This window comes from Sphingomonas zeae, from assembly GCF_014197135.1.
Classification (GTDB): domain Bacteria; phylum Pseudomonadota; class Alphaproteobacteria; order Sphingomonadales; family Sphingomonadaceae; genus Sphingomonas; species Sphingomonas zeae.
Genome location: NZ_JACIFA010000005.1, coordinates 116,626 through 143,453 on the forward strand (window position 1 = coordinate 116,626; position 26,828 = coordinate 143,453).

The following is a 26,828-nucleotide window of genomic DNA, read 5'->3' on the forward strand; positions in this document are numbered from 1 at the left end:
GGTGGGGATTTACCGATCACGGCCATACCATTCATCCCGCCGCATCAGCTGGTCATATTCCGCATAGGGCGCATATTCCGGCACCAGCTTGGCGGTGAACGGCGCATCGCCGGTCAGCCACTGGCCCGCCGCCTCGGCGAAGTTCGCGGCCGCGATGCCGACGAACTCGTCGGTGCGGATACGTTCACGCTTGCCATCGGGATCGACCGGCGTGGCGATATAGCCCAGCCCTTCGCGCCCACGCCCGAGCGACCAGTATTCGAACCCGCCCGCCTTGCCGGACACGCCCTCGAATCCGCCACGCTCGGCGATCAGGCCGAGCAGGCCCAGCTGCAAGCTGAACCCCTCGCGCACCGCCGTCGTAGAGGGCGGTTTGCCGGTCTTGTAATCGATCACCACCAACGATCCGTCCGCCGCCTTGTCGATCCGGTCGAACCGGCCGGTCAACGTGACACCCGCCAGCTTGGCCTCGCCCTTGCCTTCCGCGCTCAGGACGTGGCGGCCTTCCGCGGCCTTGATGGCGACTTCCTTGGCAATCCAGTCGATCGCCTCGATCAAGCGCGGCTGCCACAGCGCCCTCATCATCGGATGGGTGTTCTGGTCGCGTAGCATCGCCAGCGCGCGCGGGCGCAGCGCCTCGACGTCGCAGCGGTCCTCCTTCCACCACGTCTCCAGAATGTCGTGGACGGCGGTACCACGCCACGCCGCACTGGGATCAGCATCCACCGGGTCGAGCGGCGACAGACGCAACACCCGACGCGCGTAGAAGGCGTAAGGATCCGCCTTCAGCCGATCGACCTCCGTAACGGAGATGGCAGTCGGCCGAAGTGCAGCGGGCGGCTTGGGCGCGGGGCGGTCGACGGGGGCGTAATCCTCCGGCCGGTCCAGCTCGACCGCCCAGCGCGCCAGGTTCGGATGCGCTTCGAACCGCTCGCCCGCCATGGCCTGCAAGCGTAGCCAGAAGCGCGAGGCGAGCGTCGGCCCGCTCGCATCGCGGCGTGCGCGGGTCAGGATCGCACGCGGCGCGCCCATCGCCTGCGCCAGATCATGCGCGGCGATACCGATCCGCTGTTCCAGCCCGACCAGCCCCAATAGCGAGCGGATACGCGGGGCCAGCCACGGATCGGGCGCGGGCCGCCCCGGCCATACGCCCTCGTTCAAGCCGCCCGCGATCATCAGATCGGCGGTCTGGAGCCGCGCCTCGATCGGGCCGTAGATGGCGAGGCGCGGATGCTGCCCCTCGCGCGGGATGGCGCGCACCGCGATCTCGTCGAAAAGGCTGCGGAGAAGGCCGGGAAGCTCGGCCGGGTCGACACGCGCGGGGCCGTGATCGGCCTCCTCCTCGTAACCCGCCAGGAACTCGGCCGCCGCGCGCCCCTGCGGCCCGGTCCATAGCGCGTCACCGCACAGCGTCTGGCCGCATTCGCGCAGACAGGCGAGCAGGCTGCGCAGCCCCTGCGGCCCGTCGCCGAAGGTCCGTCCGACCGCCTCCAGCATCGGCGCGGCCTTGGTCCAGAAGGCCGAGGCGGTCGGCTTGTCGGCGACATGCGCGGCGATCCCCTCCAGCCCCGGCGCGGGGCGCGGGCCGCGCAGGGCCTTATCGAGCGCGCGCACGCCATCCAGCCACTCGACCCGCTCCATATTGCCGTGGATCAGCGGATGTTTGAGAAGCGCGAGCAGCGGCAGAGGTGCGAAATGCTGCGCCGCCGCTTCGGCCAGTTGCAGCAGGAATGTGCCCGGCAACAGGATCGACAAGGGCCGGCCCGCCGTATCGTCGATCAGTATCCCCCAGCGCCGACAATGTGCCGCAACCCGCCGCGCCAGGGCGCGGTCGGGCGTCACGAGCGCAGCGGTACGCCCCGGCTCCTCGATCGCCTCGCGCAGCGCCAGCGCGATCGCCTGCGCTTCCTCGGCCGGGGTAGCCAGTTCGATCGTAGAGACGCCCGACAATCGCCGGTCCTCGGCGGGCAGATCGGTCCATTTGCCGGTGAAATCCGCCGGGGCCATGGCGTTGGCGATGGCCCGCCCGCGCGCTGCACCGGCGTCATAATCGCCGCCGCCACGCCAGACCGTCACCTCGCCCCGCCCGACGCCCATCCGGTCGAGCAGGAGTTTGAGCGCATATTGCGGATGCGTCTCGATCGAACGGCGGGTGCGGCCGGTGTCAGGATCGGGCTTGTGCGGGCCGAGCGCACTCCATTCTTCGTCCGGCATGGTCAGGTCGAGCCCGGCGAACACCACCGAGCCGCCCGGCATTTCCGACACGCAGCGCAGCAGCCGCGCGACCGCAGGCGCCGTATCGGTGACGCCCGCTGCACAGACGAACCCGGCGGGCTGCTCGTCCCGCCACCGCGCGCTGATCCGGTCGAGCAGCAGCGTCCGACGGCGGGCGGCATCGATCCGTCCCATCCGCTCCAGCACTGCGGGCCAACGGTCGAGCACCACCGAGAAGGTCGCCAGCGCCGATTGCCAATGTTCGGTCAGTTCGGGACCGAGGTCGAGCGCGGCAAGTTCGGCCGGATCGACCTCCTCGACCAGCATCTGGTCCAGCGTCCGCGCCAGATCGCCCGCCAGCCGGACGGCCTCGGCCGCCGTCACGGGATGACCCGCGCGCTGCCGCTCCTGCTCGACCAGACGCGCCAGGATCATCCGCCGGGCTGAGGGCGAAATGGCCGGAGGCGGCGGCGCGTCGGCATCCGCCGGGTCGAGCGCGGAACCCGCCGCCTCGCCCAGTTCGGGGTCGCCCAGCGCCACCATGCGCGGCAGGATCAGGCCGCCGCCGCTCGCGCGCACGAATGCCTCGGTCACCGCGCGGACGCCGCGGTTGGTCGGCAGCAGGATCATGCCCTGCGCCAGCGTCAGCGGATCACCCCCGCTGCGCCGCATCAACCCGGCAACCAGCGCATCGGCAAAGCCGCGGTGCGCCGGGATGGTGTGCAATCTCGGGCGCCGCGGCTCAGCCATCCGCGAGGATCAGCTCCGTCTGGGGAATGGCGCGGGGCGTGCCGACATCGAACCACAGGCCCTGATGGACCTGACCGTAAGCCCGACCCGCTGCGATCGCACGGTCCCAGAAGAGGTTGGTCGAAAACGGCCCCGCGGGCGCGTCGGCGATCAGGCGCGGGTGCAGGATCTGGAGCCCGGTATAGGAAAAGGGCGCGACGCGACTGCGCTGACGCCGCGCGGTGATGCGGCCATCGGCACCCAGATGGAAATCGCCCTGCCCTTCATGGTTATGCGCGCGCGCCAGCGGGACCATGAGCAGCAGCGCGTCCATCGTCTCCTCGTCCCAGCGCGAAGCGAGCAGGCGGATCGCATCGACCGGCCCGTCGATCCAGAGATTGTCACTGTTGATGACCAGAATGGGATCGTCGCCCAGCAGAGGCTTGGCCTTGACCAGCCCGCCACCGGTTTCGAGCAGCTGTTCGCGCTCGTCCGAAATGATGACCTCTATTCCCGGAAAGCGATCCTTCAGATGCGCTTCCAGCTGGTCGGCGAGATAGTGGACATTGACCACCGCGCGTTCGACCCCAGCGGCAACCAGCCGGTCGAACACATGATCGATCAGCGGCTTGCCCGCCACCGATACCAGCGGCTTCGGCCGCGTCGCGGTCAGCGGGCGCATCCGCTTGCCCAGGCCCGCCGCCATCACCATCGCGGTGCGCGGCACCTGACCCGAAGGTGTCGGGCGGAGCGAGAGTTGCCGGGTCATCGGGACAGCACCTTGGGATCGCCGCGCAGTTCGGGCGGCACATTGTCGTCAAACCAGGCCGCGACCGGCGCCAGCACCGGCTGCGACAGATCGCGCTCCAGATAGGCCCAGACACGCGGGCACAGCGTCGGGTAACGCGGCTTGCCGTCGCGCTTCCAAAGCCGGGTGAAGATGCCGATAATCTTGGCGTTCCGCTGTGCACCCAGTACGTGATAGGCGTTCAGGAACGCATCGCCCTCGCCGGTCGTGGCCAGATAGCGTTGCAGCATCGCCTGTTCGATCGACGGCTCGACATCGCGGCGCGCATCCTGGAGCAGCGAGACGAGATCATAGGCGGGATGCCCCGCCAGCGCATCCTGGAAGTCCAGCAGGCCGAGCGTGCGCTCCGGCCCGACCAGCATCAAATTCTCTACATGATAGTCGCGCAAAACGGTCACGGGATGGTCGGTGATGGCGTGCGCGAAAACCTGATCCCACGCGGCGCGATAGCCCTCGACATCGACGTCGAGGCCGACAGCGGGCGTGTACCATTCGGGAAACAGCCCGACCTCGCGATGGAGGACGGTGGCGTCATAGGGGGCCAGCCCCTCGGGCGCGTGGCGGCGCAGCGCGGCCAGAAGATCGACCGCATCGCTATAGAGCCGGACCGTCGCATCGGGATCGGCCTCGATCGCCTCGCGCATCCGATCGTCGCCGAAATCCTCGATCAGGACCAGGCCGCGATCCTCGTCGGCGCCCAGGATCGCGGGCGCCGCGAAACCCCGACCGACCAGCCAGCGAGCGATGGCGATGAACGGGCGCGGGTCCTCATGCGGCGGCGGTGCGTCCATCAGCACCGCGCGGCGCGCGCCCAGCGTCACCCGGAAATAACGGCGGAAAGAGGCGTCACCGGCGAGCGGGACGATCGCCGCCCCTTCCCATCCCAGCATCGTCAGAAAGGTGGCGGCATCCGCCGGAGGGGTCATATCGGCCATCGCGTTTCCCAGCCCGAGGGGACCTGCGCTGTCAAGATACGTCCGCCGCGCGCATCCATGTCGAGGGTCAGCGCCAGCGCTTGCGGCCAGGCGCCCTCGCCCGCCCGGTCGGGCCATTCGACGATCAGGGCGGAGTCCCACAGCGCCTCGTCCAGCCCAAGTTCCTCCATCTGCTCGGGTCCGTCGAGCCGGTAGAGATCGACGTGCAGGACCGGGATCGCCGTCTCGGGCGGAGCATAGGGCTGGACGATGGCGAAGCTGGGACTGGGCGCCTCGCCCGGCAGCCCCAGCGCGGCAAGCAGTCCGCGCGCGAGGCTGGTTTTCCCAGCGCCCAGCATACCGGTCAGTGTGACCACGTCCCCCGGTCGAATATGCGCGGCGAGGCGCCGACCGAAGTCCTCGGTGGCGGCGGCATCGGCCAGCCGGATCGTCATCCCTTGTCCTTTTCCATCACGCGCCGGGGCAGTTCGACGGTGATCAGTGTCCCCTCGCCCGGGGCGGACAGCAGGGTGATGGTCCCGCCATGCGCCTCGACGAACTGCTTGGCGAGCGGCAGGCCCAGACCCAGCGCACGCTCCCCGGTCGCCTTGATCCCGGGTTCGGCGAAACGGTCAAAGGCGCGGGTGACCGCCTGTTCGTCCATTCCCTGCCCATCGTCCGACACGACGATACGGGCGCGACCCGAATCGCCATCGGCATGGAGCAGGATACGTCCCCCTTCCGGCGTCTGTTCGACCGCGTGGCGAAGAAGATGCTCGATCACCTCCTGCAGCCGGCGGCGATCGCCGGTGACGCGACCGAGCGACCGCTGGATTTCGACCGCGAAGTCCAGCTTGCGCCGTCCCGCGATCGGCCGGATCGTATCGGCCGCCGCACGCGCGACGCGCGCAAGTTCGACATCGTCCCGCGCGATATCCGCATCGGCCTGGCTGCGGGTCAGATCGAGTACATCGTCGACCAGCAGGCCCAGCCGCTCGGTGGATTCGAGGATCGCCTCGACATAGGTCGTCGCCGTCTCTGGCAAAGCCCCGGCAAAGCCACCATGCAGCATCTCGGCAAACCCGCTGATCGAGGTCAGCGGCGTGCGCAGCTCATAGCTCATATTGGCGACGAAGGCCGTCTTGACCTTGTCCGCCGCCTCCAGCGCGTCGGCGCGATCGCGCAAGGCTTGCTCCGCACGCCTGCTATCGGTGATGTCGAGCAGGGTGAACAACGCATTGCCGTCGGGCAGGGGCACGCCCGCAAATTCGAAATGTCGTCCATCGGCAAAGGTGACACGGCCACCGCGTTGCTGCCGCTCGATGGTCGCCGAGCGGACCAGATCGACGATCAGCGCAGAGCGGCCCGGCGTCGCCAGCCGTTCAGCCACCCGATCGGCAAAATGATCGACCCGCGGATGGCCGGTCAGGAATTCCTCTTCCAGGCCCCAAAGCGCTCGAAAACGGTTGTTCCACAGTTGCAACCGGCCATCGGCGGCGAACACGCCCAATGCCTCGAACAGATTGTCGAAGGTCGCGGTCCGCACGCGCAGCAGCGTGTCGCGGGCGGAAGCAAGTTGCACTTCCTCGGTCCGATCCTCGAAGATCATCAGCAGACCGCCATCGGGAAGCGGCTGCGCCACAACGCGCAGATGCGTGCCACCGGGCAGATGCCATTGCTCCTCGATCCCGCCGCTCGCCTGGCGGAACCAGCCCACGCGCTCGGCCTTCCAGCCCGGGAAGTCGCGGACCTCGGGGCTGCGATTGGCCTCGCGCATCCGTTCCAGGACGCGGTCGAATTCGGGATGATCGGCCAGCCACTCGGCACGCATCGCGAACATGCGGCGGAAAGGCTGGTTGCAGAAGACGAGGCCGCGATCGGGTCCGAAATGCGCGACCGCCGCCGACAGCCGGTCGAGCATCGCGCGCTGTGCCTCGGCAAAGCGCTTGGCGCCCGCGCGCGACTGTTCCAGATCCTCGATATCGACCGCGAACCCGGCGATCCCGCCGGTCGGCAACGGAACATCATAAATACGCAGCGCCCGCCGCGCACCGTCGATCGTCGCTGGCAATACCTGCTCATGGGGTCGCCCCCGGTCGCGCGCCGCCGCTGCGCCCGCCAGCGGTCCGCCCCGCCCCGATCCTTCCACCAGTTCCAGTCCGCGCCCGACGACATCGGCGGCGTCCCGGCCCTCGACCGCTTCGACATAAGCGGTGTTGACCATCGCCAGCCGCAGATCGGGTCCGCGATACCACATAGGCAGCGGTGCCGCCTCGATCAGTCCGGTCAGCGCCTGAAATGCGTCGCCCAGTCGCCGCGCCTCGCCGTCGAGCCGGGCGATCTCGTCCTGCGCCTCGGTCATGTCGAAGACCCAGATGACGACCTCTCCGGCCGCGCCCTGATGGGCGGGCGCGCGCGCGCCATCGAACAACAGGGTGCGGGACGAACCTTGCGGCCGGACGATCCGGCGAAAGCGGCGCCCGGTCTTCTGCGCGGCGGTCAGGTCGGCGGCCAGCAGCGACTGATCTTCGGCGCTCAGCCCGGCATCGTCATAGGTCAGTTCTTCCAGAAAGCGCGCGACGTCGGCGAGGCCGAGCCAGTCCGCCAGCCGCCGTGGCATTTCGATCCGCCCGTCGCTGCGCATCACCATCGCCTGGGCGGGGCCTGCACGCAGCATGGCGTCGAGCCGGTCGCGTTCCAGCCGCACCGTCGCCGCCTCGGCGCGCGCGCGCGCGCCCAGATAGAGCAGGACCATGCCGATCAGGATCAGCGCGCAGGCCACTGCGCCCAACAGGACCGCCTCGGTATCACCGATCGCAATCATCCGAGAGGGGCCGTGCCGAAACATTGCATCCACGCATCTCTAGCCCGATCGGCTCGCGATACGCCATAACCAAGACGCCAGGACGCGGCGTTCCGCCAAAGAAAAAAGGGCCGCCCTTTCGGACGGCCCTCTCATTCGAGCAAAAACCTCGATGCGGGATCAGTAGCGATAATGATCCGGCTTGAACGGGCCTTCGACCGGCACGCCGATATAAGCGGCCTGCTTCTCGCTCAGCTTCGACAGCTGGACGCCCAGCTTTTCGAGGTGGAGCGCGGCGACCTTCTCGTCGAGGTGCTTCGGGAGCACATAGACTTCGTTCTTGTAGTTCTCGCCCTTGGTCCAAAGCTCGATCTGGGCGAGCGTCTGGTTGGTGAACGAGGCCGACATGACGAAGGACGGGTGGCCGGTCGCGCAGCCCAGGTTCACCAGGCGGCCCTTGGCCAGCACGATGATCTGCTTGCCGTCCGGGAATTCGACCAGGTCGGTGCCGGGCTTCACTTCGGTCCACTTGTAGTTCGACAGCGCCGCGATCTGGATCTCGGAGTCGAAGTGGCCGATGTTGCAGACGATCGACATGGGCTTCATCGCCTTCATGTGATCGGCGGTGATGACGTCGGCATTGCCGGTCGCGGTGACGAAGATGTCGGCGCGCTTCACGGCCTCATCCATGGTCACGACCTCGAAGCCTTCCATCGCCGCCTGCAGTGCGCAGATCGGGTCGATCTCGGTCACGAGCACGCGCGCGCCGCCATTGCGGAGCGACTGGGCCGAGCCCTTGCCCACGTCGCCGAAACCGGCAACCGCGGCGACCTTGCCCGCCAGCATGACGTCGGTGGCGCGACGGATGGCGTCGACCAGCGATTCCTTGCAGCCGTACAGGTTGTCGAACTTCGACTTCGTCACCGAGTCGTTGACGTTGATGGCGGGGAACGGCAGTTCGCCCTTCTTCGCGATCTCGTACAGGCGGTGAACGCCGGTCGTCGTCTCTTCCGAAACGCCCTTCAGGTTCTTGACGGTCTGGGTCAGATAGCCCGGCTTCTTGGCGATGAACGCCTTGACCGAACGCTGGAATTCGACCTCTTCCTCATTCTCCGGCTCGCCGAAGGTCTGACCGGCTTCCAGCTTGGCGCCCCACAGCGCGAACATGGTCGCGTCGCCGCCATCGTCCAGGATGATGTTGGCGGTGGTGCCGTCACCATTCTTGTCCCAGTCGAAAATGTCGCCGACATAATCCCAATATTCGGCCAGCGTCTCGCCCTTCACGGCGAAGACGGGGATGCCGGCAGCGGCGATCGCGGCGGCGGCATGGTCCTGGGTCGAGAAGATGTTGCAGGTCGCCCAGCGCACATCGGCGCCGAGCGCGGTCAGCGTCTCGATCAGCACGGCGGTCTGGATCGTCATGTGCAGCGAGCCGGTGATGCGCGCGCCCTTGAGCGGCTGAGCAGCGCCGAATTCCTCGCGCAGGGCCATCAGGCCGGGCATCTCGGTCTCGGCGATCTTGATCTCGGCGCGGCCGAAATCAGCGAGGCTGATGTCCTTGATGACGTAATCGTTCTTGGTGGCAGCAGTCGTGGACACGACGAAACTCCGTGCAAAATGGGGCCGACCAAGACGCGCGCGCACGCCGATCGGCACGGCGCCCGCCTTAGCGGCGATCGCCTTAGGGATCAAATATAAAGATATCTTTATATCGTTTTGTCGACTTCGCCGTCAGGCCGTCCCGCCGCCCGTCACCAGCTGGCGCGGATCAACCCCGGCCGCACCGAAAGCCGCCTGCCAGCGATCCTCGGCAGACACGTCGAACAGGATTTTCGGCTCGCCCCCGACATTGAACCAGCAACCGGGTTCGCCCAGCTCTTTCTCCAGCTGACCGGCGTCCCACCCGGCATAGCCCAGTGCGACGATCCATTGCGACGGTCCGTTCCCCTCGGCGATGGCGCGCAGCACGTCGACCGTGCTCGACAGGACCCAGCGGCCGCCGACATCGACGCTGTCCTGCCCCTGCCAGTCATGGCTGTGCAGCACGAAGCCGCGCCGGGGCTCGACCGGGCCGCCATAATGGACCGGCGCGTCGGGGATATCGCCATGTTCGATCTCGAACTGGTCGAGCAAGGTGTGGAAACCGATGCCGTCGATCGTCGCGCCCAGCCCGATGCCGAGCGCCCCGCCCTCGTCATGGGCGCAGATCGCAATGATGGCATGTTCGAAACGGGGGTCGGCCATACCAGGCAGGGCCAGGAGGAATTGGCCGGAGAGATAGGTCAGTTGATGCACGCCTTGGACTATAGGCATCGCCGCACCGCCCCGCCATGCTTGAAATCTATACGCGGTGTGCGCCATGAACGCGCTCGCCCCGGCACGGTGCTGCGGCAAAGCCCCGAAGGATGTGCACGATGACGATCAAGGTCGGAGACCGCCTGCCCGATGCCACGCTGGTCAAGGTGACGCACGAAGGCCCCGAACAGGTCGAAACGGCCGACTATTTCGCGGGGCGGCGCGTCGCGCTGTTCGCGGTACCGGGTGCCTTCACCCCCACCTGCTCCGCGCAGCATTTGCCCGGCTTCCTTGCCCAGGCGGATGCAATAAGGGCCAAGGGGGTCGATGAGATCGCCTGCACCGCCGTCAACGACGCGTTCGTCATGAAGGCCTGGCGCCAGGTCAACGACGCGACCGCCATCACCATGTTGGCCGACGGCAATGCCGACTTCGCCAAGGCGATCGGCCTGACGCTGGACGGGTCCAAATTCGGCATGGGCACGCGCAGCCAGCGCTATACCATGCTGGTCCATGACGGCGTCGTGGAACAGCTTTTCGTCGAGGCGCCGGGCGAGTTCAAGGTCAGCTCTGCCGAGCATCTCCTCTCCGTCCTCTGATCGGGCCAAGCGCACCAGCGGTCGGATCGCGGGTGGAACAGTGCGGGATCGTCGGGCGTTTTTTGGCCATCACGGACCGGCATAATGACAGGAGCTTTGGCCATGACCACCTATGTCCCCCCCGAGAAGCAGGCGGAGCCCAAGAGCTTCACCGAAAAGGCGCAGGGCGCCGCCAAGGCGGCCGGTGGCAAGATGAAGGAACACCCTTACGCCGCTGCGGGAATCGCGGCGGGCGTTGCGGCTGCCGTCGCAGGCGCGGCCTTCGGCGCGTCGAAGCTGCGCACCCCCGGCGATGACGAGAATTCGGCGCAGGGGGCCTGACACCTTTTTGGCGCGCGGACGATCCGGCATCGTCCGCGCCCGCTTGCCAGCCTGCGTATCTGGGCTTAGCTCTGTCCGATGACTCAAGCTGTCCAGATCGTCGAAGAACTCGACCGCCTTTACACCGCCTCTGTGACGCGCCTGAAAGAGGCGCTGACCCTCTATCTCCGCGACGGCACCGCGCCCACGCTGGAGGATCGTGCGCAAGGCTGTTTCGCCTATCCTGAAATCCGGCTGATCTTTCGCGGCGAAGGCGGCCGCCCGACCCCGATGCGGTCCTTCGGCCGCCTGGTATCGCCGGGTGACTATCGGATCAGCGTCACCAAGCCGACGCTGTTCAAGGATTATCTTGTCGAGCAACTGACGCTGCTGATCGAGGATTACGACGTCTCGGTCGAGGCCGTGCCGGGTCGGCAGGAAATTCCCTTCCCTTATGTCCTCGATCCCGGCCACGCGCTGAGCCTCGACACGGTATCCGCGAGCGAGCTGGCGCGATTCTTCCCCGCCACGGAACTGGCGCATATCGGTGACGAGATCGCCGACGGGCTGTGGATGACCGCCGACGGCAACCGGCCGCTGGCGCTATTCGACGGCTTGCGCACCGACTTCTCGCTCGCGCGGCTGCGCCACTACACCGGCACGCCGCCCGAACATTGCCAGCGCTATGTGCTGTTCACCAATTACCACCGCTATGTCGACGAGTTCGTCCGTTGGGGCGCCTCGCAGCTGGGCGAGGGCTCGCGCTTCACTGCTCTGTCGGGCGCGGGCGGGATCGTCATCGAGCGGCCGGAGGATGTCGACAAGATCGTCACCGACAGCGCATGGCGGCGGCATCAGATGCCCGCCTATCACCTGGTCGCCAAGGACGGCACGGGCATCACACTGGTTAATATCGGCGTCGGCCCGTCCAACGCGAAGACGATCTGCGACCATCTGGCGGTGATGCGGCCCGAGGCGTGGCTGATGATCGGGCATTGCGGCGGGCTGCGTCCGAGCCAGCGGATCGGCGACTATGTGCTGGCCCATGCCTATCTTCGCGACGACCATGTGCTCGACGATGTCCTGCCACCCGAAATTCCGGTGCCCGCCATCGCGGAGGTCCAGGTCGCGCTCGCCAAGGCGGCCGAAATCGTCTCGGGCCAGTCGGGCGATGAACTGAAGCGCCGGCTCCGCACGGGCACCATCGTCACGACCGACGATCGCAACTGGGAGCTGCGCTATTCCAAGTCGGCGCTGCGCTTCTCGCTCAGCCGCGCGGTCGGAATCGACATGGAGTCCGCCACGATCGCGGCGCAGGGCTATCGCTTTCGTGTGCCCTATGGCACCCTACTCTGCGTATCGGACAAGCCATTGCATGGCGAGTTGAAGCTACCCGGCCAGGCCAACCGCTTCTATGAGCGCGCGATCAGCGAGCATATGCGGATCGGCATCGAGACGTGTGAACAGCTTCGGCGCGAGGGTAATAAGCTGCACAGCCGCAAGCTGCGCGCGTTCAACGAGCCGCCCTTCCGCTGATCGGCAACCGGGGGCGGGCGTAAGCGTTACGGTGACGAACCGAAGCTGCCTTGTTTGAATGGGGGATTTCGCCATGGTCGACACCACCGAGCCGAAAAAACCACGCCCGCCCCGCCGCCGTGCCGCGCCCAAGGCGGCGGGCACCCCCGCCCCGCGCAAGCGTCCCGCTCCCAAGGCGCAGGAAGCCGATCCTGCCGCCCTCCAGACCGACGCGCCGAGTGATGGGGTGGAAGCCGAGGTAGCGAAGGTCCCGGCCAAGCCCAAGGTCCCACCCAAACCGCGCTCGACCAAGCGCGCCACGCCGCGCAAGACCGCCCCCCGCAAACCCGCCGCCATCAAGCCCGCGCCCGCTCCGGTTCTGGGCAGGCATGGATTGGACCGGGTCGGCGGCAAATGGGGTGTCGCCTCGATCCTCGGCAGCCTGGCCGCCGCGGCCGGGCTGACGGCGGCATTGCTGTCGCTCAAGGGGAGCAGTGCGAAGCGGGATGGGGACGAGGACAGCAAGAAGGAATGATTGCCCTCCCCCGCCGTTCAGCCTGAACGGCGGTAGGAAAGGTCGAAAGCTCCCCCCTGCAAGGGAAGCGACAGGACGAAGCTGACGGTGGGGTGTCACCGCCAGTGGCTCCCTCAACCCGTCAAGACGCTCCCCGCGCCAAACCCGGGGAGCGCCGATCGATCACCAACCCTGCGGCTTGCCCTTGTTCTGCTGGTCGAGCCACGTCTTCAACGGCGCGAAATATTCGACCAGCGCCTTGCCCGACATCTCGCGGCTGCCGGTGAAGACCTGCAGCGCATCCGGCCAGGGCTTGGACTGCCCCATCGCCAGCATAGCATTCAGCTTCTTGCCGACCTCCTTATTGCCATAGAAGGAACAGCGGTGAAGCGGCCCTTTCCACCCGGCCTGCTGACATGCTGCCTTGTAGAACTGGAATTGGAGCACCCGCGCGAGGAAATAGCGGGCATAGGGCACGCCTGCGGGGATGTGGTATTTCGCGCCCGGATCGAACTTGGTCTCGTCGCGCGCCACGGGCGGCACCACGCCCTGATACTTCAGGCGCAGCGCGTCCCAGCCGGCCTGATACTGGCTGGCAGGGATCTGGCCCGAGAATACGCCCCAGCGCCACTTGTCGATCAACAGACCAAAGGGCAGGAACGCCACCTTGTCCATCGCCTGTCGCAGCAGCAGGCCGATATCCTTGTCGGCGCTCGGCACGCGTGCCGGGTCGAGCAGGCCGATCTTCACCAGATAATCGGGCGTGATCGACAGCGCGACGGTATCACCGATCGCTTCGTGGAAACCGTCATTGGCGCCGTTCTTGTACAGAAACGGCTGATCCTTATAGGCACGTTGATAGTAATTGTGACCGAGCTCATGATGAATCGTCACGAAGTCGTCGGCGTTGACCTTCGTGCACATCTTGATCCGGATATCGTCCAGATTGTCGATGTCCCAGGCCGAGGCGTGGCAGATCACCTCGCGGTCGGCGGGCTTCGTGATCTGGGAGCGCTGCCAGAAGGTCTGAGGCAGCGGCGCGAAGCCCAGCGAAGAATAGAAGCCCTCGCCCGCCTTCACCATCTTGATCGGGTCATAGCCCTTGGCCTTCAGCAGCTCGCCGGTGTCATATCCGACATCGCCCGCGCCCTTGGGCGCGACGAGGTCATAGATATTGCCCCATTCCTGCGCCCACATATTGCCGAGAAGGTCGGCACGGATCGGGCCGGTCTTGGCCTGCACCGCGTCGCCGTACTTCTCGTTCAGCTTCCAGCGGACATAGGTGTGCAACGCCTTGTATAGCGGCTCCAGCTCGCCCCAGATCTTGTCGGTGACCTGAGCAAACTGCTCGGGCGGCATGTCATAGCCCGAACGCCACAGCGCGCCCGCATCGGCATAGCCCAGTTCCTTGGCGCCCTGGTTCGCCAGTGCGGTCATCTGGGCATAGTCGCCGCGCATCGGCGCGCCGACATTGTCGTGCCAGCTGACCCACATCTCCTTCAGCTTGGCGGGATCGCGCTCGCTGCCCATCGCGGCCTCGATGTCCGATCCGTTGATCGGCTGGCCGTTCAGCGCGCCCTTGCCCTTGCCATAGGACGACGACATGCGCGTCGTCAGCATCGACAGCTGCGCCGCCGCCCCCGGCGTGGTCGGAGCGGGCAGCGTGATGCCGCCGCGCAGAAGGTCGAGCTTGCGCTTGGTGTCAAAGGACAGACCGGGCAGCGCCTGATAGCGCGCCGCGCCCAGGCCGTAGCGGACCGCCAGATCGGTCATCTCCGCCCCCGAGGCGGCGGCCAGCGCGTCGGTATCGTCGGTGATATAGGTCGCATTGACCCAGGCGATCTGCTGCGCGCCGACCGACTTTTCAGCCAATGTCTTCTCCGCCTCGGCGACGAAGGCATCGGCCCCGGCAGCGGTCGCAGGCGGCTGCGTTGCCGGAGCGGCAGGCGCCGCGCTTTGGGCGTGAGCGACACCGGCAAGCACAAAGGCCAGTACGGTGCCGGAAACGGCGGAACGGATCATGCTATCCCCCTGGAATCCCGATTTGCCCTCCAAACGGGCGAATGACGTGCAGTTGCGCGGCTTTGCCCGTCGTCGTCAAGCCGTCAGGAACTGCGCGATCGCCGCGCCCAGCTCGGCTTTGGTGACCGAACTCATATGGTTGCCGGGGATCTCGACGTAACGACCGCGCGGTAGGGCGTCGGCCAGATCGACTGCCGCGCCATTGTCGAAATCCTCGGTTCCCGCCACGACCAGCGCCGGTAGATCGAAACCCTCGATCGCCGACAACGGCGTATCGGCAAAGGTATTCAGGATGTGCAGCAACGCTACCGGATCGCCGCCGGTGGTCTTGAGAAACGCCTCGGCCATCCATTCGGGGCTGCCGCGCTTATGTTCGCCCAGCCGCGTGAGAATATTGGTGAAATGCTCGACCCGGCGATCGGTGTGGAGCAGCCCTTCCAGCCCCATGCCCGCAAAGATCGCCTTGCCGGGCTCTGCGCCCGTCGCCAGCATCCGGCTGACCGTCCGCGCGCCCAGCGAATAGCCGCCCAGGTCGTAATCGGTCAGCCCCAGATGCTCGACCAGCGCATGGCCGTCGCGGGTCAGCGCGTCCATGGGGTAGGCGACGGGGTCATGCGGCTTGCCGCTTTCGCCATGTGCGCGCAGATCGGGCATGATGACCCGGTAGCCCTTGGCCGCGATCGCGGCGGCATGGCCGTACCGGATCCAGTTGGTCTGGGCGTCGGAGAAATAGCCATGGATCAGCACCACCGCGCGCCCCTCCCCCATCTCGCGCCAGGCGATCGAGGTTCCATCGAAGCTGTCGAAGAAGCGGGTTTCGGGGGCGGTGTCGGCCAAGGGTTCGGTCTCCGGGGTTGGGCGGTACCCAGGCTCCTAATGTGATCGGGAGAGATGTGCACGCATTGATCCCAACCTTCGTTTGCGCTGAGTGAAGCCGAAGTACACGCCCCGCCTCTGCCTCTATCCGACGTAGATACCCGCGACTCGCCACTCGCCGTTTTCGCGTTCCAGGGTCACGGTTTCGACCACGGGCGCCGAGGTGCCGAAACGGGTGTTGAACCGCACCATCTGGTACCCGGCAGGCGGTGCGGGGATATCGTCCTGACTGAGGAAGGTGCGCGATACCAGCTTGCCCAGCGGCGTCCGCACATTTTGCGATGTGGTGGCCCAGACCTGTTCGCTATTCAGCTTGCGAAAGCTGGTCGTGGTCAGCCGGTAGCTGTCTGCCCAGCGGCCTTGATCGATCAGCTCGACGAAGCGTTGCGCGGTCTCCACCACCGCCGGATCGGTGGCAGTTGTTGACGCAGACGCCGCTTGCGGCGGTGCGGAGGCGATATGGGTCAGGCCGCTGAGGGCAATAAGGCCGAGGGCGAGGGTCATGAGTGTCGCTCCGATGATGATCCGAGGGCGGCGGTGCCGCGCCTCGCGCCGATGACCGGCGCCGGGCTTTCATCCGCCGTCCGGTGGGGCTGGTCCTCCCCCATCGGCATGTCCCCCAGCTTTTCGGGGGTCCGTGACGGCGACGTCCTGCCCCCTTCCTCGTCCAGCAACAGGCGCGCGGCCTCGCGACTGCTCGACACGGCCAGTTTGCGGCGGGCATCGCGCAGGCGTTCGTTGATCGTGTGAACCGACAGGCCGAACTCCCGTGCCACCGACTTGGCGTCATGCCCGCGTACGATCAGGCGCAGGGTTTGCTTCTCCTTTTCGGTAAGCGCGGCGACACCGGTCTTGGTCGGCATGGTCATGGGCCGGAAATATGCCGCAGGGGCTGAACCGACCACCCTCAAAAAATTGTACCGGTCGGGGAAAGCGGTGATCGCGGCCAAAGCATGACAGCCGTGACACGGCGTCCCAGCTTGGTCGCGCAAACCCGCCGGATTCCGCGCCTTTTTTTATCGACTCGCCGACTCGCCATCATGGACAAAACAAGTACAAATGGCTAGCCGCCATCCATGGCAGCGTCGCTCTTTCTTCTTCTCGCGGTGATCCTGGCATTCGCGGGCGGAAGCGGGCCGTGGATCATGATCGCGACCGTCGCCGCCGCGACGGCGGCGGGGACGCGGCTTCCCGATCTCGACACCCCTCTGCACCTTCAGCACCGTAGCGCGCTGATCCACAGCGTCCTGCCCTTTTACGTCGCGATGCTCGACTTGCGGACCTGGCCGGTCGCAGCGGGGTTGGGGTTCGGCATTGGCTTTCATCTGGCGGCCGACCTGTTCCCCACCACGATGCGCGGCTTTGCGACCATCAAGATGCCGCTGCTCGGGTCGATCGGCGTCTTTGCCTCCTATCTGTGGATCGCCGTTCATGCGGCCGCCAATCTGGTCGGCGCGCTGATCGTGCTGGAACGGATCGCCGCCGACCGCGTCGCGGCCTGCGCGCTGGGGGTGACGGCCGTGCTGGGCGCGGGCTATCTGTTGCGGGCGCAGGGCGGGCTATATGCACTGGCGGCGATCGCGGGACTGGGCTGGCTGTTCCTGCGCTGAGTAAGATTGGCCTTTCGCGCCATTTGCGATAAGGCGATGCCCCTGCCGCCAGAAGCAGGCCAATCGGGAGCGGATGCCGGCCCTTTGACCGGACCTTCGATGACCGCAGCTGCCACCGCCCCCGACACGACGCTCGCCACCGAAGGCCTGCCCAGCCCGATCGGACGTCCGCACAGCCTGCTCGAAGATGCCTATGCGATCTTCATCGGCTGCACGCTCTTGATCGTCGGGCTCGTCTTCCTGAAAGCGGCAGGGCTGGTGACCGGCGGGATCGCGGGCGTCGCCCTGCTGCTGTCCTACCTGATCCCGCTGCCGGCGGGTGTGCTGTTCACGCTGGTCAACATCCCGTTCTTCCTGTTCGCACACAAGGTCATGGGGGCACGGTTCGCGGTGAAGACCGTGCTCGTGAACATCGGCATCGGTGCGGCGTCGGCGATCACGCGCGTGTCGGTGCATGTCGATGCGGTCCACCCTGCCTTTGCCGCGCTGGTCGGCGGCACGGTGATCGGCATGGGCATCTTGTCACTCGCCCGGCATCAGGCCGGGGTCGGCGGGACCGGAGTCATCACCATCTGGCTCTATCGCAAGCGCGGCTGGAATATGGGCATGACCCAGGTGGCGCTCGACGTCTTCATCCTGGCGATGGCGATCCCGGTGGTCAGCGGTGTGCAACTGGCCTGGTCGGCGATCAGCGCGGCGGCGATCAGCCTGATCCTGTTCGCCTGGCACCGGCCGGGCTTGTATATGGGGCGGTGACCCGATCCTCCCCGGTATGGGGGGTGGCCGTGCGTAAGCGCTGACGGAGGGGAGCTTCCACACAGCTTGCCCCCCGCGGCGCGCCCCCCTCCACCAGCTTCGCTGGTCCCCCTCCCCGTTGCCGGGGAGGCGTTAAGCGTCAGTCGCCCTTCTTCAGGTGGCGGCGACCGAGCAGTTCGGCGATCTGTACGGCGTTCAGCGCAGCGCCCTTGCGGAGGTTGTCCGACACGCACCACAGCGACAGGCCGTTATCGACCGTCGAGTCCTCACGCACGCGGCTGATGAAGGTCGCGAAATCGCCGACGCATTCAACCGGCGTGACGTATCCGCCGTCTTCGCGCTTGTCGACCAGCATGGCGCCCGGCGCTTCGCGCAGGATGTCCTGGGCTTCCTGCGCGGAAATCTCGTTCTCGAACTCGATATTCAGCGCTTCCGAATGGCCGACGAACACCGGCACACGGACGCAGGTCGCCGTCACCTTGACCTTGGGGTCGAGGATCTTCTTGGTCTCGGCGACCATCTTCCACTCTTCCTTCGTCGAGCCGTCGTCGAGGAAGCTGTCGATGTGCGGGATCACGTTGAAGGCGATCTGCTTGGTGAACTTTTTGGGCTCGGCGGGGTCGCCGACGAAGATGTTGCGGCTCTGCTCGAACAGTTCGTCCATGCCCGCCTTGCCCGCGCCAGACACGGACTGATAGGTCGCCACGACGACGCGCTTGATTTTCGCCTTGTCGTGCAGGGGCTTGAGCGCGACGACCATCTGCGCGGTCGAGCAATTCGGGTTGGCGATGATGTTCTTCGCCTTATAGCCATCAATCGCGTCGGGGTTCACCTCGGGCACGATCAGCGGCACGTCCGGGTCCATCCGATAGAGCGACGAATTGTCGATCACGATGCAGCCCGCAGCCGCGAATTTGGGCGCATAGATCTTGGTCGCGTCCGATCCGATCGCGAACAACGCGATGTCCCAGCCGGCAGGATCAAAATGCTCGATATTCTTGATGGTGAGCATCTTGCCCGTCTCACCATATTCGATCTGGTCGCCCTGGCTGCGCGACGAGGCAAGCACCGCCAGCTCGTCGATCGGGAATTCCCGTTCCGCCAGGATGTTGAGCATTTCCCGGCCGACATTGCCCGTCGCCCCGGCGACCACCACGCGATAACCCATTAAACCCTCCACTCGGAAGCGTGAGCCGGTAGCGTCATTGCGCGGACACGTCCACCGGCTTTGCGAAAAGTGCGCATTGGGGCGAGCCAAGCGAGAGTTTAAAGCCGCTCTTTCCATTGCCGCAGGCGGAGGAAAGTAAGAGGCTAATCGTGCGTACTCGCAGCCCATGTCGCGTGGGATATGCTGTGCACCGTCTGGAAATGGTCCGTGATCCGGTCGAGTTCGCCCGCCTCCACGATGGTGCTGGTCAGGGTGGCAGTGACCGTCACCTGATCCTCGCCCAGTTCTTCCGTCTCCAACTCGGCGACGGGGAGCCCGGCGCGTTCCAGATGGTCGACCAGCATGTCGCCGACCGGCCCGGCCTGCGCCGCCACGGTGGTCAGGCTGACGGAATAGGTCGCCTCGACATGCCGCCCCTCCACCGGGATGCGGTTGATCGCGTCGACCAGCGGGCGCAGCGCGGTGTTGGCGAGCAGGACCACGCCGGTCAGCAGCACCGCCTCCGCCACCATGTCGCTGCCCGCGATCGCTCCGACCGCCGCCGAGCACCACAGGGTCGCGGCGGTGTTCAGCCCGCGGACGTTCATGCCCTCCTTCATGATGACGCCCGCGCCCAGAAAGCCGATGCCGGAGACGACATAGGCGATGATGCGGATCGACTCGACGTCGCCGCCCAGCCGCTGGCCCAGATCGACGAACGCCGCCGCGCCGATCGCGACCAACGCATTGGTGCGCAGACCCGCGGTCCTCTGACGATATTGCCGTTCGGCCCCGATCAGGGTGCCGAGCACGAAGGCCGTCAGATAGCTGACCAGCGTGTCGAGAAAGGGCCAGAGGTGTAAGGTCTTCAGGAATGCCATGGCTGCTTACCTAATTCCTCCCCTGCAAGGGGAGGAATGACAGTCTTATTTCGTCGCAGGCTTATCCTTCACCGTCCGGTCGAGGAAGTTTAGGATCGTGTGCCACAGATGCTGGGACACGCCCGGCCCGCCGACGCGGTGGGTCTGGCCGGGATAGAGCATCATCTCGAACGGCGTGTCGGTCTTCTGCATCTCGGCGGCAAAGGCGGTCGCATTGTCGAGGAAGACATTGTCGTCGGCCATGCCATGGATCAACATCAGCGGGTCGCGGATCTTGGCCGCATCGGTGATGGCTTGCGAGGTCGCATAGCTTTGCGGATCGGTACGCGGATCACCCAGATAGCGCTCGGTATAATGGGTGTCATAGAGCTGCCAGTCGGTGACAGGCGCGCCAGACACGGCGGCGGCATAGACGCCCGGCGTCTTTTCCAGCATCTTGATCGACATATAGCCGCCATAGGACCAGCCATAGGTCGCGATCCGGCCCGCATCGACGAAGGGCAGGCTCTTCAGATAGTTCGCGCCCGCCAGCTGGTCGGCGACCTCGACCGTGCCCATCGCGTGATAAATGGCATCCTCGAACGCCTTGCCGCGATTATACGAGCCGCGATTGTCGATCTGGAAGAAGATCCAGCCCTGATCGACCAGATATTGCGGCAGTGCCCCCTGCCAGCCGCGCGTGACCTGCTGGCCCGTGCCGGGACCGCCATAATGCTGGAAGAAGACGGGGTAGCGCTTGCCCGGTTCCAGCTTGGGGGTAATCATCTCCCAATAAAGCGTCGTCCCGTCTTCGGCCTTGATCGTGCCGAATTTCGTCTCGCGGTGGCTGGCAAGATAGGGGGCATAGGGGTGGCCCGGTTTGATCGCATTCTCGTTGAGCCAGTTCAGCCGCTGGCCGCTGGTATCGGCGAGATAAATCTGGGTCGGCTGGCTCGGGCTGGAGCGAGAGACGATGAAGCGGCTGGCCGACTTATCCATCGTGGCGCTGTTGGTATAGCCGCGCTCGGTCAGGCGGGTGATGACGTTCGGCTGGGCGATGTCGACCGAATAGAGATGCTGTTCGAGCACATCGTCTTTCAGGCCGGAAAAATAGAGCCGCCCCTTGGCTTCATCGACACCGACCAGATTGGTGACGACCCACGGCCCCTTGGTCAGCTGCGTCCACTGGCCGTCCGCGAAGCGATAGAGATGGCCATAGCCGTCGCGCTCCGACCGCCAGATCAGGCTGCCGTCCTTCATCGGGCGATAGGCGTCCGACAGGTTCAGCCAGCTGCGCTCGCCCGAGCGTTCGGTGAACAGCACGGTCGACTTGCCCGTTGTCGGATCGACCTTCAGCATGTCGAGCGTCTTCTGGTCGCGGCTTTCGCGCTGGACGAGCAGGGTCTTGCCGTCGGGCGTCCAGTCGACACGCGCCAGATAGATGTCGGGATTGGTGCCCAGGTCGACCTTCACCCGGCCCGACCCGTCGGCCTTCATGACGTACAGGTCGACCAGCGCATTGGGCGTGCCCGCCGCCGGATAGCGCTGTTCATAGACCTTGGTGCCCGCCGCGCCGATCGCCGCGCGAACCGCGACCTTGACGGGCGCGTCGTCGAAACGCTCGACCGCGATGTAGCGCTCGTCGGGGCTCCACCAATAGCCGGTGAAGCGGTGCATTTCCTCCTGCGCGACGAACTCGGCCTCGCCAAAATGGACGGTGCCGCCGCCTTCCTTGGTTAGCGGGCGCGCCTCGCCGCCGCCGAGGGGCATGGTCCACAAATTCTGATCGCGCACGAAACTGACATAACCGCCCTTGGGGCTGACGATCGGGTTCAGCTCGCCGCCTGGCGTGTTGGTCAGGCGACGGACTTGCCCGTCCAGGCTCGCGAGATAGAGGTCGCCGTCCAGCGGCACCAGAATCGACTGGCCGTCCGGTGCCCAGTCATAGGCCACGATACCCTTGGATCCGCTGATACGCGCGCGCTCGCGCTGCATCTTCTCGGCTTCGGACAGTTCCGCGCCCGAGCCGACCTTCTTCGAATCGACCAGCATCCGCTCGGCGCCGGTACGGGTGTCGCGCGCCCAGAGGTCCAGCCGCTCGCGTTCGTCGGCACGGGGGCGCAACTCGGTCAGCAGCGTGCCGTCGGGCGACAGGCGAAGGCCGCGCGGCTGCGAGCCGGACAGATCCGGGCTGCCAAAGACGCGAGCCAGCGTCAGTTCAGCGGCTTTGGCCCCCGCCTCATTCGCCTGGGTCTCAGCGGCCATGGCCGACGCCCCCATCCCGCTCGTGATCGATGCCCCGACCGAAGCCAGCGCCAGACCCAGCACCCATTTGCGCATTCATACCACTCCAGACCTTGTCGTTGCCGGGCCTCTTCCCAGTCCCATGGCGGGCGTTATCGCGACGGCACCGCAATCCCGCAAGCGCGATCGGCTATGTCCTTCCGGGTCCCAGCACCCGATTATGACGCATCCGTTATGAGTGTCGTAAACTTCGCGTTAACAAAATCAGATTAAGCCGTTTGTTCGGGTGCGACGGCCGGACGACGGTTCTGTCGCCCGCGCCCGGTCCCTTATCGCAACGGGCCTCATCATCGGAACGGACATGGCGACGATTACCGCTTCAGATATGCTGGACGATCGGCGTGGCGACATCCGTGCGATCCTGGCGCGATGGGGCAGCGCGGGGCATCCGCATTTCCAGGCGCTGCTGATGCCGCAAGTGCTGCTGCACGACCTGACCGATGCCGTCCATGCGGTATGCACGGTTCACGGCAACCACCCCTGCATGATCGATTATGCCATGGCGCGCGGCATCCAGATCGAAACGCTGCCATGGCTGATCCAGTCGTCCACCGCCTTTTCCTTCGAACGCGCCTTTCTCGCCAGCCTGACTTCGGCCGCGGGGCCTCTACCCTCCACCCCCGGCCAGGCACAGACCGATGCCGCGCTGACCCAGCTTCGCCATACCCTGGGAATGCTCGCCAATTCCGACCGGCGGGGATGCGCGACAGGGGCGGTGTCGGCACTGATCCTCGACTGGCGCGCGATCCGGCAGATACTCGATCAGGCGGCGCTTCGCTTCGGCCTGTCACCCGCGCCCGGCCACATGCCCGAGGCGCTTTGCGACGAAGAGGATGACGAATCGAGTATCGGCCTGGCGCGCGCGCGGGGATTCGGCGCGACCCAGTTGCTGATCCAGCATCGCGGCTTGTGGGACCTGCTGGAGGCGCGGGCCAGCGCGCGGCGGGGCTAGGCCAGATGGCAAAACTCGACTGATCGCGCTTCCAACTCGTTCGGTCTTCTTACCGCCTTGTTAACCATCATAAACAGTTTGGCCTTCATCCAATCCCGATAGCGTGAACGCCATGAAAGCCATGGTGTCCAAAGCAGCGGTATTGCTCGGCGCACTGACGGCCATCCCGGCCGCGGGGGCGCATTCGCTGCTCGACTATGTCGGGCAATGCGTTCCCTTCGCGCGTCAGGCTTCGGGCATCGCCATCTATGGCGACGCCTGGACCTGGTGGTCCAAGGCGGAGGGCAAATATCCGCGCGGCCGCACGCCCCGCGTCGGCGCGGTCGTCGTCTTCGAAAAGACCAGCCGCCTGCCACTGGGCCATGTCGCGGTGGTCAGCCGGGTCGTTGAGGACAGGGTGCTGATGCTGACCCATGCCAACTGGTCGATCCAGAACGGGCAGCGCGGCCATGCCGAGCAGGACGTCACCCTGTTCGACGTATCGCCGGGCAACGACTGGAGCCAGGTCAAGGTCTGGTTCCGCGATTCGGATGGTCTGGGAAGTTCGGTCTACCCCATTTACGGCTTCATCTACGGTAAGGGTCGGGCCGCGCCCGAACTGACCAGCGACAAGCCCGATTATGTCGCGGCGCTGATCGACGCCTATGTCGCGCGCTGATTGCCGATAATGCCGTGACAGTGTATCATCCCTCCCGCAATTGGGAGGATATCGATGATCCTGTTCGTCGCGCTGGCCCTGATGGCTGACCCGGGGGTACCCCCGTCCACCATGCCGACCTTGGGCCAAGTGCCCGATCGCTGCGTCCCGAAGGAACGGCGGGTCAAAGGCACGAAACCGAAGACCGAACTCCGCAAGCTGAACGAGATGCCGGACGCCGAACCGCAATTCGCGGTGTTGCGCGAGGTTGACGGCTGCACGATCCCCGCCAAGGTCGGCGCAGAAGCGCGCAAGCTGCGATAGGCTAAGCCCCGGCCGGGTGGTGAATCACACCGCCGGTCATTGCCTGCGGCACCCCCGTCGTTCCCGGAAAGCTGATCGGCCGTTCCTCCAGCCGCCGTACCGCCATATAGGCAAACCCCTGCGCCTCGAGCGCATCGCCGTCCCAGCCCAGCGCATCGGTCGGCTCGGGCGTCAGCCCCGCCTCCGCCGCGATCATCGCCAACATCGTCGCATTGTGCCGCCCGCCGCCCGCGACCAGCAGCCGCCGGGGCCGCTCGGGCAGATGATCGAGCGCGCGCGCTACGGTCCGCGCGGTAAAGGCGGTCAGCGTCGCCGCTCCGTCCGCCGCCGACAATCCGCGTGCGGACTGAAGGGTAAAGTCGTTGCGGTCGAGGGACTTGGGCGGCGCCAGGTCGAACCAGGCGTTGTCCATCATCATATCCAGCACGGTCGGGTCGACGCGACCCGCCGCCGCCAGCGCACCGTCCGCATCGTAACGCTGGCCGGTTTGGGCCTCCATCCAGTGGTCGATCAGGCCGTTGGCAGGTCCGGTATCAAAGGCGACCAGCGCGCCGTCGCGGCCGATCCAGGTGATATTGGCAACGCCGCCCAGATTCAGGATCGCGACCGGCTTTTCCAGGTCGGCCGCCAACGCCGCGTGATAGATAGGGATCAACGGCGCGCCCTGCCCGCCCGCCGCGACATCGGCGGAGCGAAAGTCGGAGATGGTGACGATGCCGGTGGCATCCGCCAGCGCCTGTCCGTCGCCAATCTGCCAGGTCCAGCCGCGATCGGGACGGTGCGCGACCGTCTGGCCATGAAAGCCGATGACGTCGACCGCCGCCGCCTCGACGCCCGCGTCACGCAGGAGCTTCTGCACGACCATCGCATGGGTCCGCACGATCAGCTCGCCCGCCGCGACGATCGGCGGACTGGCACGAGGCCGGTCAAAGGTCAGGGCGAGCGTGGTCGCCTCGGCCAGTTCGGCGCGGGCGCTGTCGGAATAGGGTTCGGTGCGAAAGGCCAGGGCGCGGACCTGCGCCTCGCCATCGGTTTCGATCAGCGCGGCATCGACCCCGTCGAGCGACGTTCCCGACATCAATCCGATCGCCAGCATTGCGCCCAACCCTCTCTCATTTACCCGCCTCATGCCGGGATCGTGGCGGCGTGTCGACCACCTGGCGCAAGCGCATCTGGAAAAGTGCCCCGATCTGGACTATGTGCGCGCGTATCCCATGGCAACCAAACTCCCTACTCCGCCGCGTGTCGGCATGGTCTCGCTCGGCTGTCCCAAGAATCTGGTCGACAGCGAACGCATCCTGACGCAGCTCCGCGCCGATGGCTATCAGATGTCCCCCGACTATGCCGGGGCCGATGTCGTGCTGGTCAACACCTGTGGCTTTCTCGACTCCGCCAAGGAGGAAAGCCTGGAGGCGATCGGCGAGGCGATCAAGGAAAATGGCCGCGTCATCGTGACGGGGTGCATGGGCAAGGAAGCCGAGGCGATCCGCACCCGCTTCCCCGACGTGCTCGCGATCACCGGCGCGCATGAATATGAGCAGGTGGTGGAGGCAGTTCATGCCGCCGCCCCCGCCAATTTGTCGCCCTATATCGACCTGATCCCCGATGCTGGCCTTAAACTGACGCCGCGCCATTACAGCTATCTGAAGATTTCCGAGGGCTGCAATCACCGGTGCAGCTTCTGCATCATCCCGTCACTTCGCGGCGATCTGGTCAGCCGCCGCCCCGACGCGATCCTGCGGGAGGCGGAGAAGCTGGTTGCTGCGGGCACGCGCGAGCTGCTGGTCATCAGCCAGGACACCTCGGCTTACGGCATCGACATCCGCCGCGAACCACGGATGTGGAAGGGGCAGGAGGTCGTGCCGCATATGACCGACCTCGCCCGCGAACTGGGCAAGATCGCGCCCTGGGTGCGGCTGCACTATGTCTATCCCTATCCGCATGTGGATCAGGTGATCCCGCTGATGGCCGAAGGGCTGGTGCTGCCCTATCTGGACATTCCGTTCCAGCACGCCGCGCCGTCCGTGCTTCGCCGCATGAAGCGTCCCGGCAACGACGCCAAGGTGCTCCAGCGCATCCACCAGTGGCGCGAAATCTGCCCCGACATCGCGATCCGTTCCACCTTCGTCGTCGGTTTCCCCGGAGAAACCGAGGAGGATTTCGAATATCTGCTCGACTGGCTGGAAGAAGCCCAGCTCGACCGGGTCGGCGCCTTCCGCTTTGAGCCCGTCGAGGGGGCCGCCGCCAACGCACTGCCCGATCACGTCCCCGAGGAAGTGAAGGAAGAGCGTTACGCGCGGATCATGGAAAAGACCGCCGCGATCTCGGCCGCCAAGCTCGCCGCCAAGGTGGGCCGTACCCTGCCCGTCATCATCGACGCGGTGGACGAGGAAGGCGGCGCGACCGGCCGGTCCCAGGCCGACGCGCCCGAGATCGACGGCGAGGTCTTCCTGCGCGATGCCGGGCATCTGACGATCGGCGATATCGTGCAGGTCGAGATCGAGGATGCCGACGAGCATGACCTGTACGGCGTTCCCGTCGGCGCCCACGGATAAGCGTCATCACGAGGAGACCAGGGCTTCATGAGGCGTAAGCCTATGGAGCCCGCGGTTGACCTATGGGCGGCGGCAAAGTCGCCGAGGAACTGGC

The 26,828-nt window shown here is 66.1% G+C and carries 25 protein-coding genes; 10 read left to right on the forward strand and 15 right to left on the reverse strand.

Annotated features, from left to right (window positions below; translation table 11 throughout):
- Positions 1 to 9 precede the first annotated feature (9 nt).
- From GGR45_RS09235 to GGR45_RS09265, 7 genes are all read right to left on the reverse strand, one after another.
- On the reverse strand, positions 10 to 2,964 hold the full coding sequence (locus tag GGR45_RS09235; protein WP_175311368.1) for a PD-(D/E)XK nuclease family protein: 2,955 nt from the start codon (positions 2,962 to 2,964) through the stop codon (positions 10 to 12).
- Entirely contained in the window at positions 2,957 to 3,712 is a 756-nt protein-coding gene (locus tag GGR45_RS09240; RefSeq protein ID WP_175311369.1) for a nucleotidyltransferase family protein, read from the reverse strand. The genes GGR45_RS09235 and GGR45_RS09240 overlap by 8 nt, the downstream gene beginning before the upstream one ends.
- Positions 3,709 to 4,677: an aminoglycoside phosphotransferase family protein gene (locus tag GGR45_RS09245; RefSeq protein WP_175311488.1), complete on the reverse strand. Its 969-nt coding sequence runs from the start codon at positions 4,675 to 4,677 to the stop codon at positions 3,709 to 3,711. Before GGR45_RS09245 ends, GGR45_RS09240 begins: the two co-directional genes overlap by 4 nt.
- Positions 4,674 to 5,120, reverse strand: a complete 447-nt coding sequence (gene tsaE / locus GGR45_RS09250; RefSeq protein WP_175311370.1) for a tRNA (adenosine(37)-N6)-threonylcarbamoyltransferase complex ATPase subunit type 1 TsaE — start codon at positions 5,118 to 5,120, stop codon at positions 4,674 to 4,676. The genes GGR45_RS09245 and tsaE overlap by 4 nt, the downstream gene beginning before the upstream one ends.
- Positions 5,117 to 7,489, reverse strand: a complete 2,373-nt coding sequence (locus GGR45_RS09255; protein WP_175311371.1) for a sensor histidine kinase — start codon at positions 7,487 to 7,489, stop codon at positions 5,117 to 5,119. The genes tsaE and GGR45_RS09255 overlap by 4 nt, the downstream gene beginning before the upstream one ends.
- A gap of 159 nt (positions 7,490 to 7,648) precedes the next feature.
- Positions 7,649 to 9,067: an adenosylhomocysteinase gene (gene ahcY, locus GGR45_RS09260; protein WP_175311372.1), complete on the reverse strand. Its 1,419-nt coding sequence runs from the start codon at positions 9,065 to 9,067 to the stop codon at positions 7,649 to 7,651.
- 132 nt (positions 9,068 to 9,199) lie between these two features.
- The gene (locus GGR45_RS09265; RefSeq protein WP_285138863.1) at positions 9,200 to 9,763 is read right to left on the reverse strand and encodes a YqgE/AlgH family protein; all 564 of its coding nucleotides are present in this window, start codon (positions 9,761 to 9,763) and stop codon (positions 9,200 to 9,202) included.
- Between the two features lie 119 nt (positions 9,764 to 9,882).
- Between GGR45_RS09265 and GGR45_RS09270 the strand changes: the two genes are divergently transcribed.
- From GGR45_RS09270 to GGR45_RS09285, 4 genes are all read left to right on the forward strand, one after another.
- Positions 9,883 to 10,362, forward strand: coding sequence for a peroxiredoxin (locus GGR45_RS09270; protein WP_175311374.1), 480 nt, complete (start codon positions 9,883 to 9,885; stop codon positions 10,360 to 10,362).
- A 102-nt stretch (positions 10,363 to 10,464) separates the two neighbouring features.
- Complete coding sequence (locus GGR45_RS09275; RefSeq protein ID WP_175311277.1) at positions 10,465 to 10,683, forward strand: hypothetical protein; 219 nt, start codon at positions 10,465 to 10,467, stop codon at positions 10,681 to 10,683.
- A 78-nt stretch (positions 10,684 to 10,761) separates the two neighbouring features.
- Positions 10,762 to 12,198: an AMP nucleosidase gene (locus GGR45_RS09280; protein ID WP_175311375.1), complete on the forward strand. Its 1,437-nt coding sequence runs from the start codon at positions 10,762 to 10,764 to the stop codon at positions 12,196 to 12,198.
- Positions 12,199 to 12,271: 73 nt separating this feature from the next.
- Complete coding sequence (locus tag GGR45_RS09285; protein ID WP_175311376.1) at positions 12,272 to 12,712, forward strand: hypothetical protein; 441 nt, start codon at positions 12,272 to 12,274, stop codon at positions 12,710 to 12,712.
- A 162-nt stretch (positions 12,713 to 12,874) separates the two neighbouring features.
- Here GGR45_RS09285 and GGR45_RS09290 read toward each other — a convergent pair whose 3' ends face one another.
- The 4 genes from GGR45_RS09290 to GGR45_RS19910 form a co-directional block, all read right to left on the reverse strand.
- Positions 12,875 to 14,713 carry a M2 family metallopeptidase gene (locus tag GGR45_RS09290; protein WP_175311377.1) on the reverse strand — a complete coding sequence of 613 codons (1,839 nt, stop codon included), beginning with the start codon at positions 14,711 to 14,713 and terminating at the stop codon, positions 12,875 to 12,877.
- A gap of 75 nt (positions 14,714 to 14,788) precedes the next feature.
- Positions 14,789 to 15,550 (reverse strand): alpha/beta fold hydrolase, encoded by a 762-nt coding sequence (locus GGR45_RS09295; RefSeq protein ID WP_175311378.1) that lies wholly within the window; start codon positions 15,548 to 15,550, stop codon positions 14,789 to 14,791.
- 123 nt (positions 15,551 to 15,673) lie between these two features.
- Positions 15,674 to 16,093 (reverse strand): DUF4019 domain-containing protein, encoded by a 420-nt coding sequence (locus GGR45_RS19905; RefSeq protein WP_336621461.1) that lies wholly within the window; start codon positions 16,091 to 16,093, stop codon positions 15,674 to 15,676.
- A complete protein-coding gene (locus GGR45_RS19910; protein ID WP_336621462.1) occupies positions 16,090 to 16,458 on the reverse strand; it encodes a response regulator transcription factor in 369 nt (122 codons plus the stop codon). The genes GGR45_RS19905 and GGR45_RS19910 overlap by 4 nt, the downstream gene beginning before the upstream one ends.
- A gap of 207 nt (positions 16,459 to 16,665) precedes the next feature.
- On the opposite strand from GGR45_RS19910, the gene GGR45_RS09305 reads away from it, so the two are divergent.
- Together GGR45_RS09305 and GGR45_RS09310 are read left to right on the forward strand one after the other, a co-directional pair.
- Positions 16,666 to 17,199, forward strand: coding sequence for a hypothetical protein (locus tag GGR45_RS09305; protein WP_175311379.1), 534 nt, complete (start codon positions 16,666 to 16,668; stop codon positions 17,197 to 17,199).
- 99 nt (positions 17,200 to 17,298) lie between these two features.
- The gene (locus GGR45_RS09310; protein WP_175311380.1) at positions 17,299 to 17,955 is read left to right on the forward strand and encodes a YitT family protein; all 657 of its coding nucleotides are present in this window, start codon (positions 17,299 to 17,301) and stop codon (positions 17,953 to 17,955) included.
- A 139-nt stretch (positions 17,956 to 18,094) separates the two neighbouring features.
- Here GGR45_RS09310 and GGR45_RS09315 read toward each other — a convergent pair whose 3' ends face one another.
- The 3 genes from GGR45_RS09315 to GGR45_RS09325 form a co-directional block, all read right to left on the reverse strand.
- Entirely contained in the window at positions 18,095 to 19,123 is a 1,029-nt protein-coding gene (locus GGR45_RS09315) for an aspartate-semialdehyde dehydrogenase (protein WP_175311381.1), read from the reverse strand.
- Positions 19,124 to 19,266: 143 nt separating this feature from the next.
- Positions 19,267 to 19,983: an MgtC/SapB family protein gene (locus GGR45_RS09320; protein WP_175311382.1), complete on the reverse strand. Its 717-nt coding sequence runs from the start codon at positions 19,981 to 19,983 to the stop codon at positions 19,267 to 19,269.
- A 45-nt stretch (positions 19,984 to 20,028) separates the two neighbouring features.
- Entirely contained in the window at positions 20,029 to 22,302 is a 2,274-nt protein-coding gene (locus GGR45_RS09325; protein ID WP_175311383.1) for a S9 family peptidase, read from the reverse strand.
- A 265-nt stretch (positions 22,303 to 22,567) separates the two neighbouring features.
- Here GGR45_RS09325 and GGR45_RS09330 point away from each other — a divergent pair, with 265 nt between their 5' ends.
- The 3 genes from GGR45_RS09330 to GGR45_RS09340 all read left to right on the forward strand — a co-directional run bounded on the left by GGR45_RS09330 (position 22,568) and on the right by GGR45_RS09340 (position 24,179).
- Positions 22,568 to 23,218: a DUF6975 family protein gene (locus GGR45_RS09330; RefSeq protein WP_175311384.1), complete on the forward strand. Its 651-nt coding sequence runs from the start codon at positions 22,568 to 22,570 to the stop codon at positions 23,216 to 23,218.
- Positions 23,219 to 23,339: 121 nt separating this feature from the next.
- On the forward strand, positions 23,340 to 23,876 hold the full coding sequence (locus GGR45_RS09335) for a CHAP domain-containing protein (protein WP_425505862.1): 537 nt from the start codon (positions 23,340 to 23,342) through the stop codon (positions 23,874 to 23,876).
- Positions 23,877 to 23,930: 54 nt separating this feature from the next.
- Entirely contained in the window at positions 23,931 to 24,179 is a 249-nt protein-coding gene (locus GGR45_RS09340; protein WP_175311386.1) for a hypothetical protein, read from the forward strand.
- 1 nt (position 24,180) lies between these two features.
- On the opposite strand, the gene GGR45_RS09345 is transcribed toward GGR45_RS09340, so the two are convergent.
- The gene (locus tag GGR45_RS09345) at positions 24,181 to 25,275 is read right to left on the reverse strand and encodes an anhydro-N-acetylmuramic acid kinase (protein WP_175311387.1); all 1,095 of its coding nucleotides are present in this window, start codon (positions 25,273 to 25,275) and stop codon (positions 24,181 to 24,183) included.
- Between the two features lie 118 nt (positions 25,276 to 25,393).
- Between GGR45_RS09345 and rimO the strand changes: the two genes are divergently transcribed.
- Positions 25,394 to 26,734 (forward strand): 30S ribosomal protein S12 methylthiotransferase RimO, encoded by a 1,341-nt coding sequence (rimO, locus tag GGR45_RS09350; protein ID WP_175311388.1) that lies wholly within the window; start codon positions 25,394 to 25,396, stop codon positions 26,732 to 26,734.
- The last annotated feature ends 94 nt before the right edge of the window (positions 26,735 to 26,828 follow it).

What these genes read in the sequence shown, in the direction of transcription:
- GGR45_RS09235 (WP_175311368.1), bottom strand. Translation starts at nt 2,964, where the DNA reads ATGGCTGAGCCGCGGCGCCCGAGATTGCACACCATCCCGGCGCACCGC.
- GGR45_RS09240 (WP_175311369.1), bottom strand. Translation starts at nt 3,712, where the DNA reads ATGACCCGGCAACTCTCGCTCCGCCCGACACCTTCGGGTCAGGTGCCG.
- GGR45_RS09245 (WP_175311488.1), bottom strand. Translation starts at nt 4,677, where the DNA reads ATGACCCCTCCGGCGGATGCCGCCACCTTTCTGACGATGCTGGGATGG.
- tsaE (WP_175311370.1), bottom strand. Translation starts at nt 5,120, where the DNA reads ATGACGATCCGGCTGGCCGATGCCGCCGCCACCGAGGACTTCGGTCGG.
- GGR45_RS09255 (WP_175311371.1), bottom strand. Translation starts at nt 7,489, where the DNA reads ATGATTGCGATCGGTGATACCGAGGCGGTCCTGTTGGGCGCAGTGGCC.
- GGR45_RS09270 (WP_175311374.1), top strand. Translation starts at nt 9,883, where the DNA reads ATGACGATCAAGGTCGGAGACCGCCTGCCCGATGCCACGCTGGTCAAG.
- GGR45_RS09275 (WP_175311277.1), top strand. Translation starts at nt 10,465, where the DNA reads ATGACCACCTATGTCCCCCCCGAGAAGCAGGCGGAGCCCAAGAGCTTC.
- GGR45_RS09280 (WP_175311375.1), top strand. Translation starts at nt 10,762, where the DNA reads ATGACTCAAGCTGTCCAGATCGTCGAAGAACTCGACCGCCTTTACACC.
- GGR45_RS09285 (WP_175311376.1), top strand. Translation starts at nt 12,272, where the DNA reads ATGGTCGACACCACCGAGCCGAAAAAACCACGCCCGCCCCGCCGCCGT.
- GGR45_RS09290 (WP_175311377.1), bottom strand. Translation starts at nt 14,713, where the DNA reads ATGATCCGTTCCGCCGTTTCCGGCACCGTACTGGCCTTTGTGCTTGCC.
- GGR45_RS19905 (WP_336621461.1), bottom strand. Translation starts at nt 16,093, where the DNA reads ATGACCCTCGCCCTCGGCCTTATTGCCCTCAGCGGCCTGACCCATATC.
- GGR45_RS19910 (WP_336621462.1), bottom strand. Translation starts at nt 16,458, where the DNA reads ATGACCATGCCGACCAAGACCGGTGTCGCCGCGCTTACCGAAAAGGAG.
- GGR45_RS09305 (WP_175311379.1), top strand. Translation starts at nt 16,666, where the DNA reads ATGGCAGCGTCGCTCTTTCTTCTTCTCGCGGTGATCCTGGCATTCGCG.
- GGR45_RS09310 (WP_175311380.1), top strand. Translation starts at nt 17,299, where the DNA reads ATGACCGCAGCTGCCACCGCCCCCGACACGACGCTCGCCACCGAAGGC.
- GGR45_RS09315 (WP_175311381.1), bottom strand. Translation starts at nt 19,123, where the DNA reads ATGGGTTATCGCGTGGTGGTCGCCGGGGCGACGGGCAATGTCGGCCGG.
- GGR45_RS09320 (WP_175311382.1), bottom strand. Translation starts at nt 19,983, where the DNA reads ATGGCATTCCTGAAGACCTTACACCTCTGGCCCTTTCTCGACACGCTG.
- GGR45_RS09325 (WP_175311383.1), bottom strand. Translation starts at nt 22,302, where the DNA reads ATGCGCAAATGGGTGCTGGGTCTGGCGCTGGCTTCGGTCGGGGCATCG.
- GGR45_RS09330 (WP_175311384.1), top strand. Translation starts at nt 22,568, where the DNA reads ATGGCGACGATTACCGCTTCAGATATGCTGGACGATCGGCGTGGCGAC.
- GGR45_RS09335 (WP_425505862.1), top strand. Translation starts at nt 23,340, where the DNA reads ATGGTGTCCAAAGCAGCGGTATTGCTCGGCGCACTGACGGCCATCCCG.
- GGR45_RS09340 (WP_175311386.1), top strand. Translation starts at nt 23,931, where the DNA reads ATGATCCTGTTCGTCGCGCTGGCCCTGATGGCTGACCCGGGGGTACCC.
- GGR45_RS09345 (WP_175311387.1), bottom strand. Translation starts at nt 25,275, where the DNA reads ATGCTGGCGATCGGATTGATGTCGGGAACGTCGCTCGACGGGGTCGAT.
- rimO (WP_175311388.1), top strand. Translation starts at nt 25,394, where the DNA reads ATGGCAACCAAACTCCCTACTCCGCCGCGTGTCGGCATGGTCTCGCTC.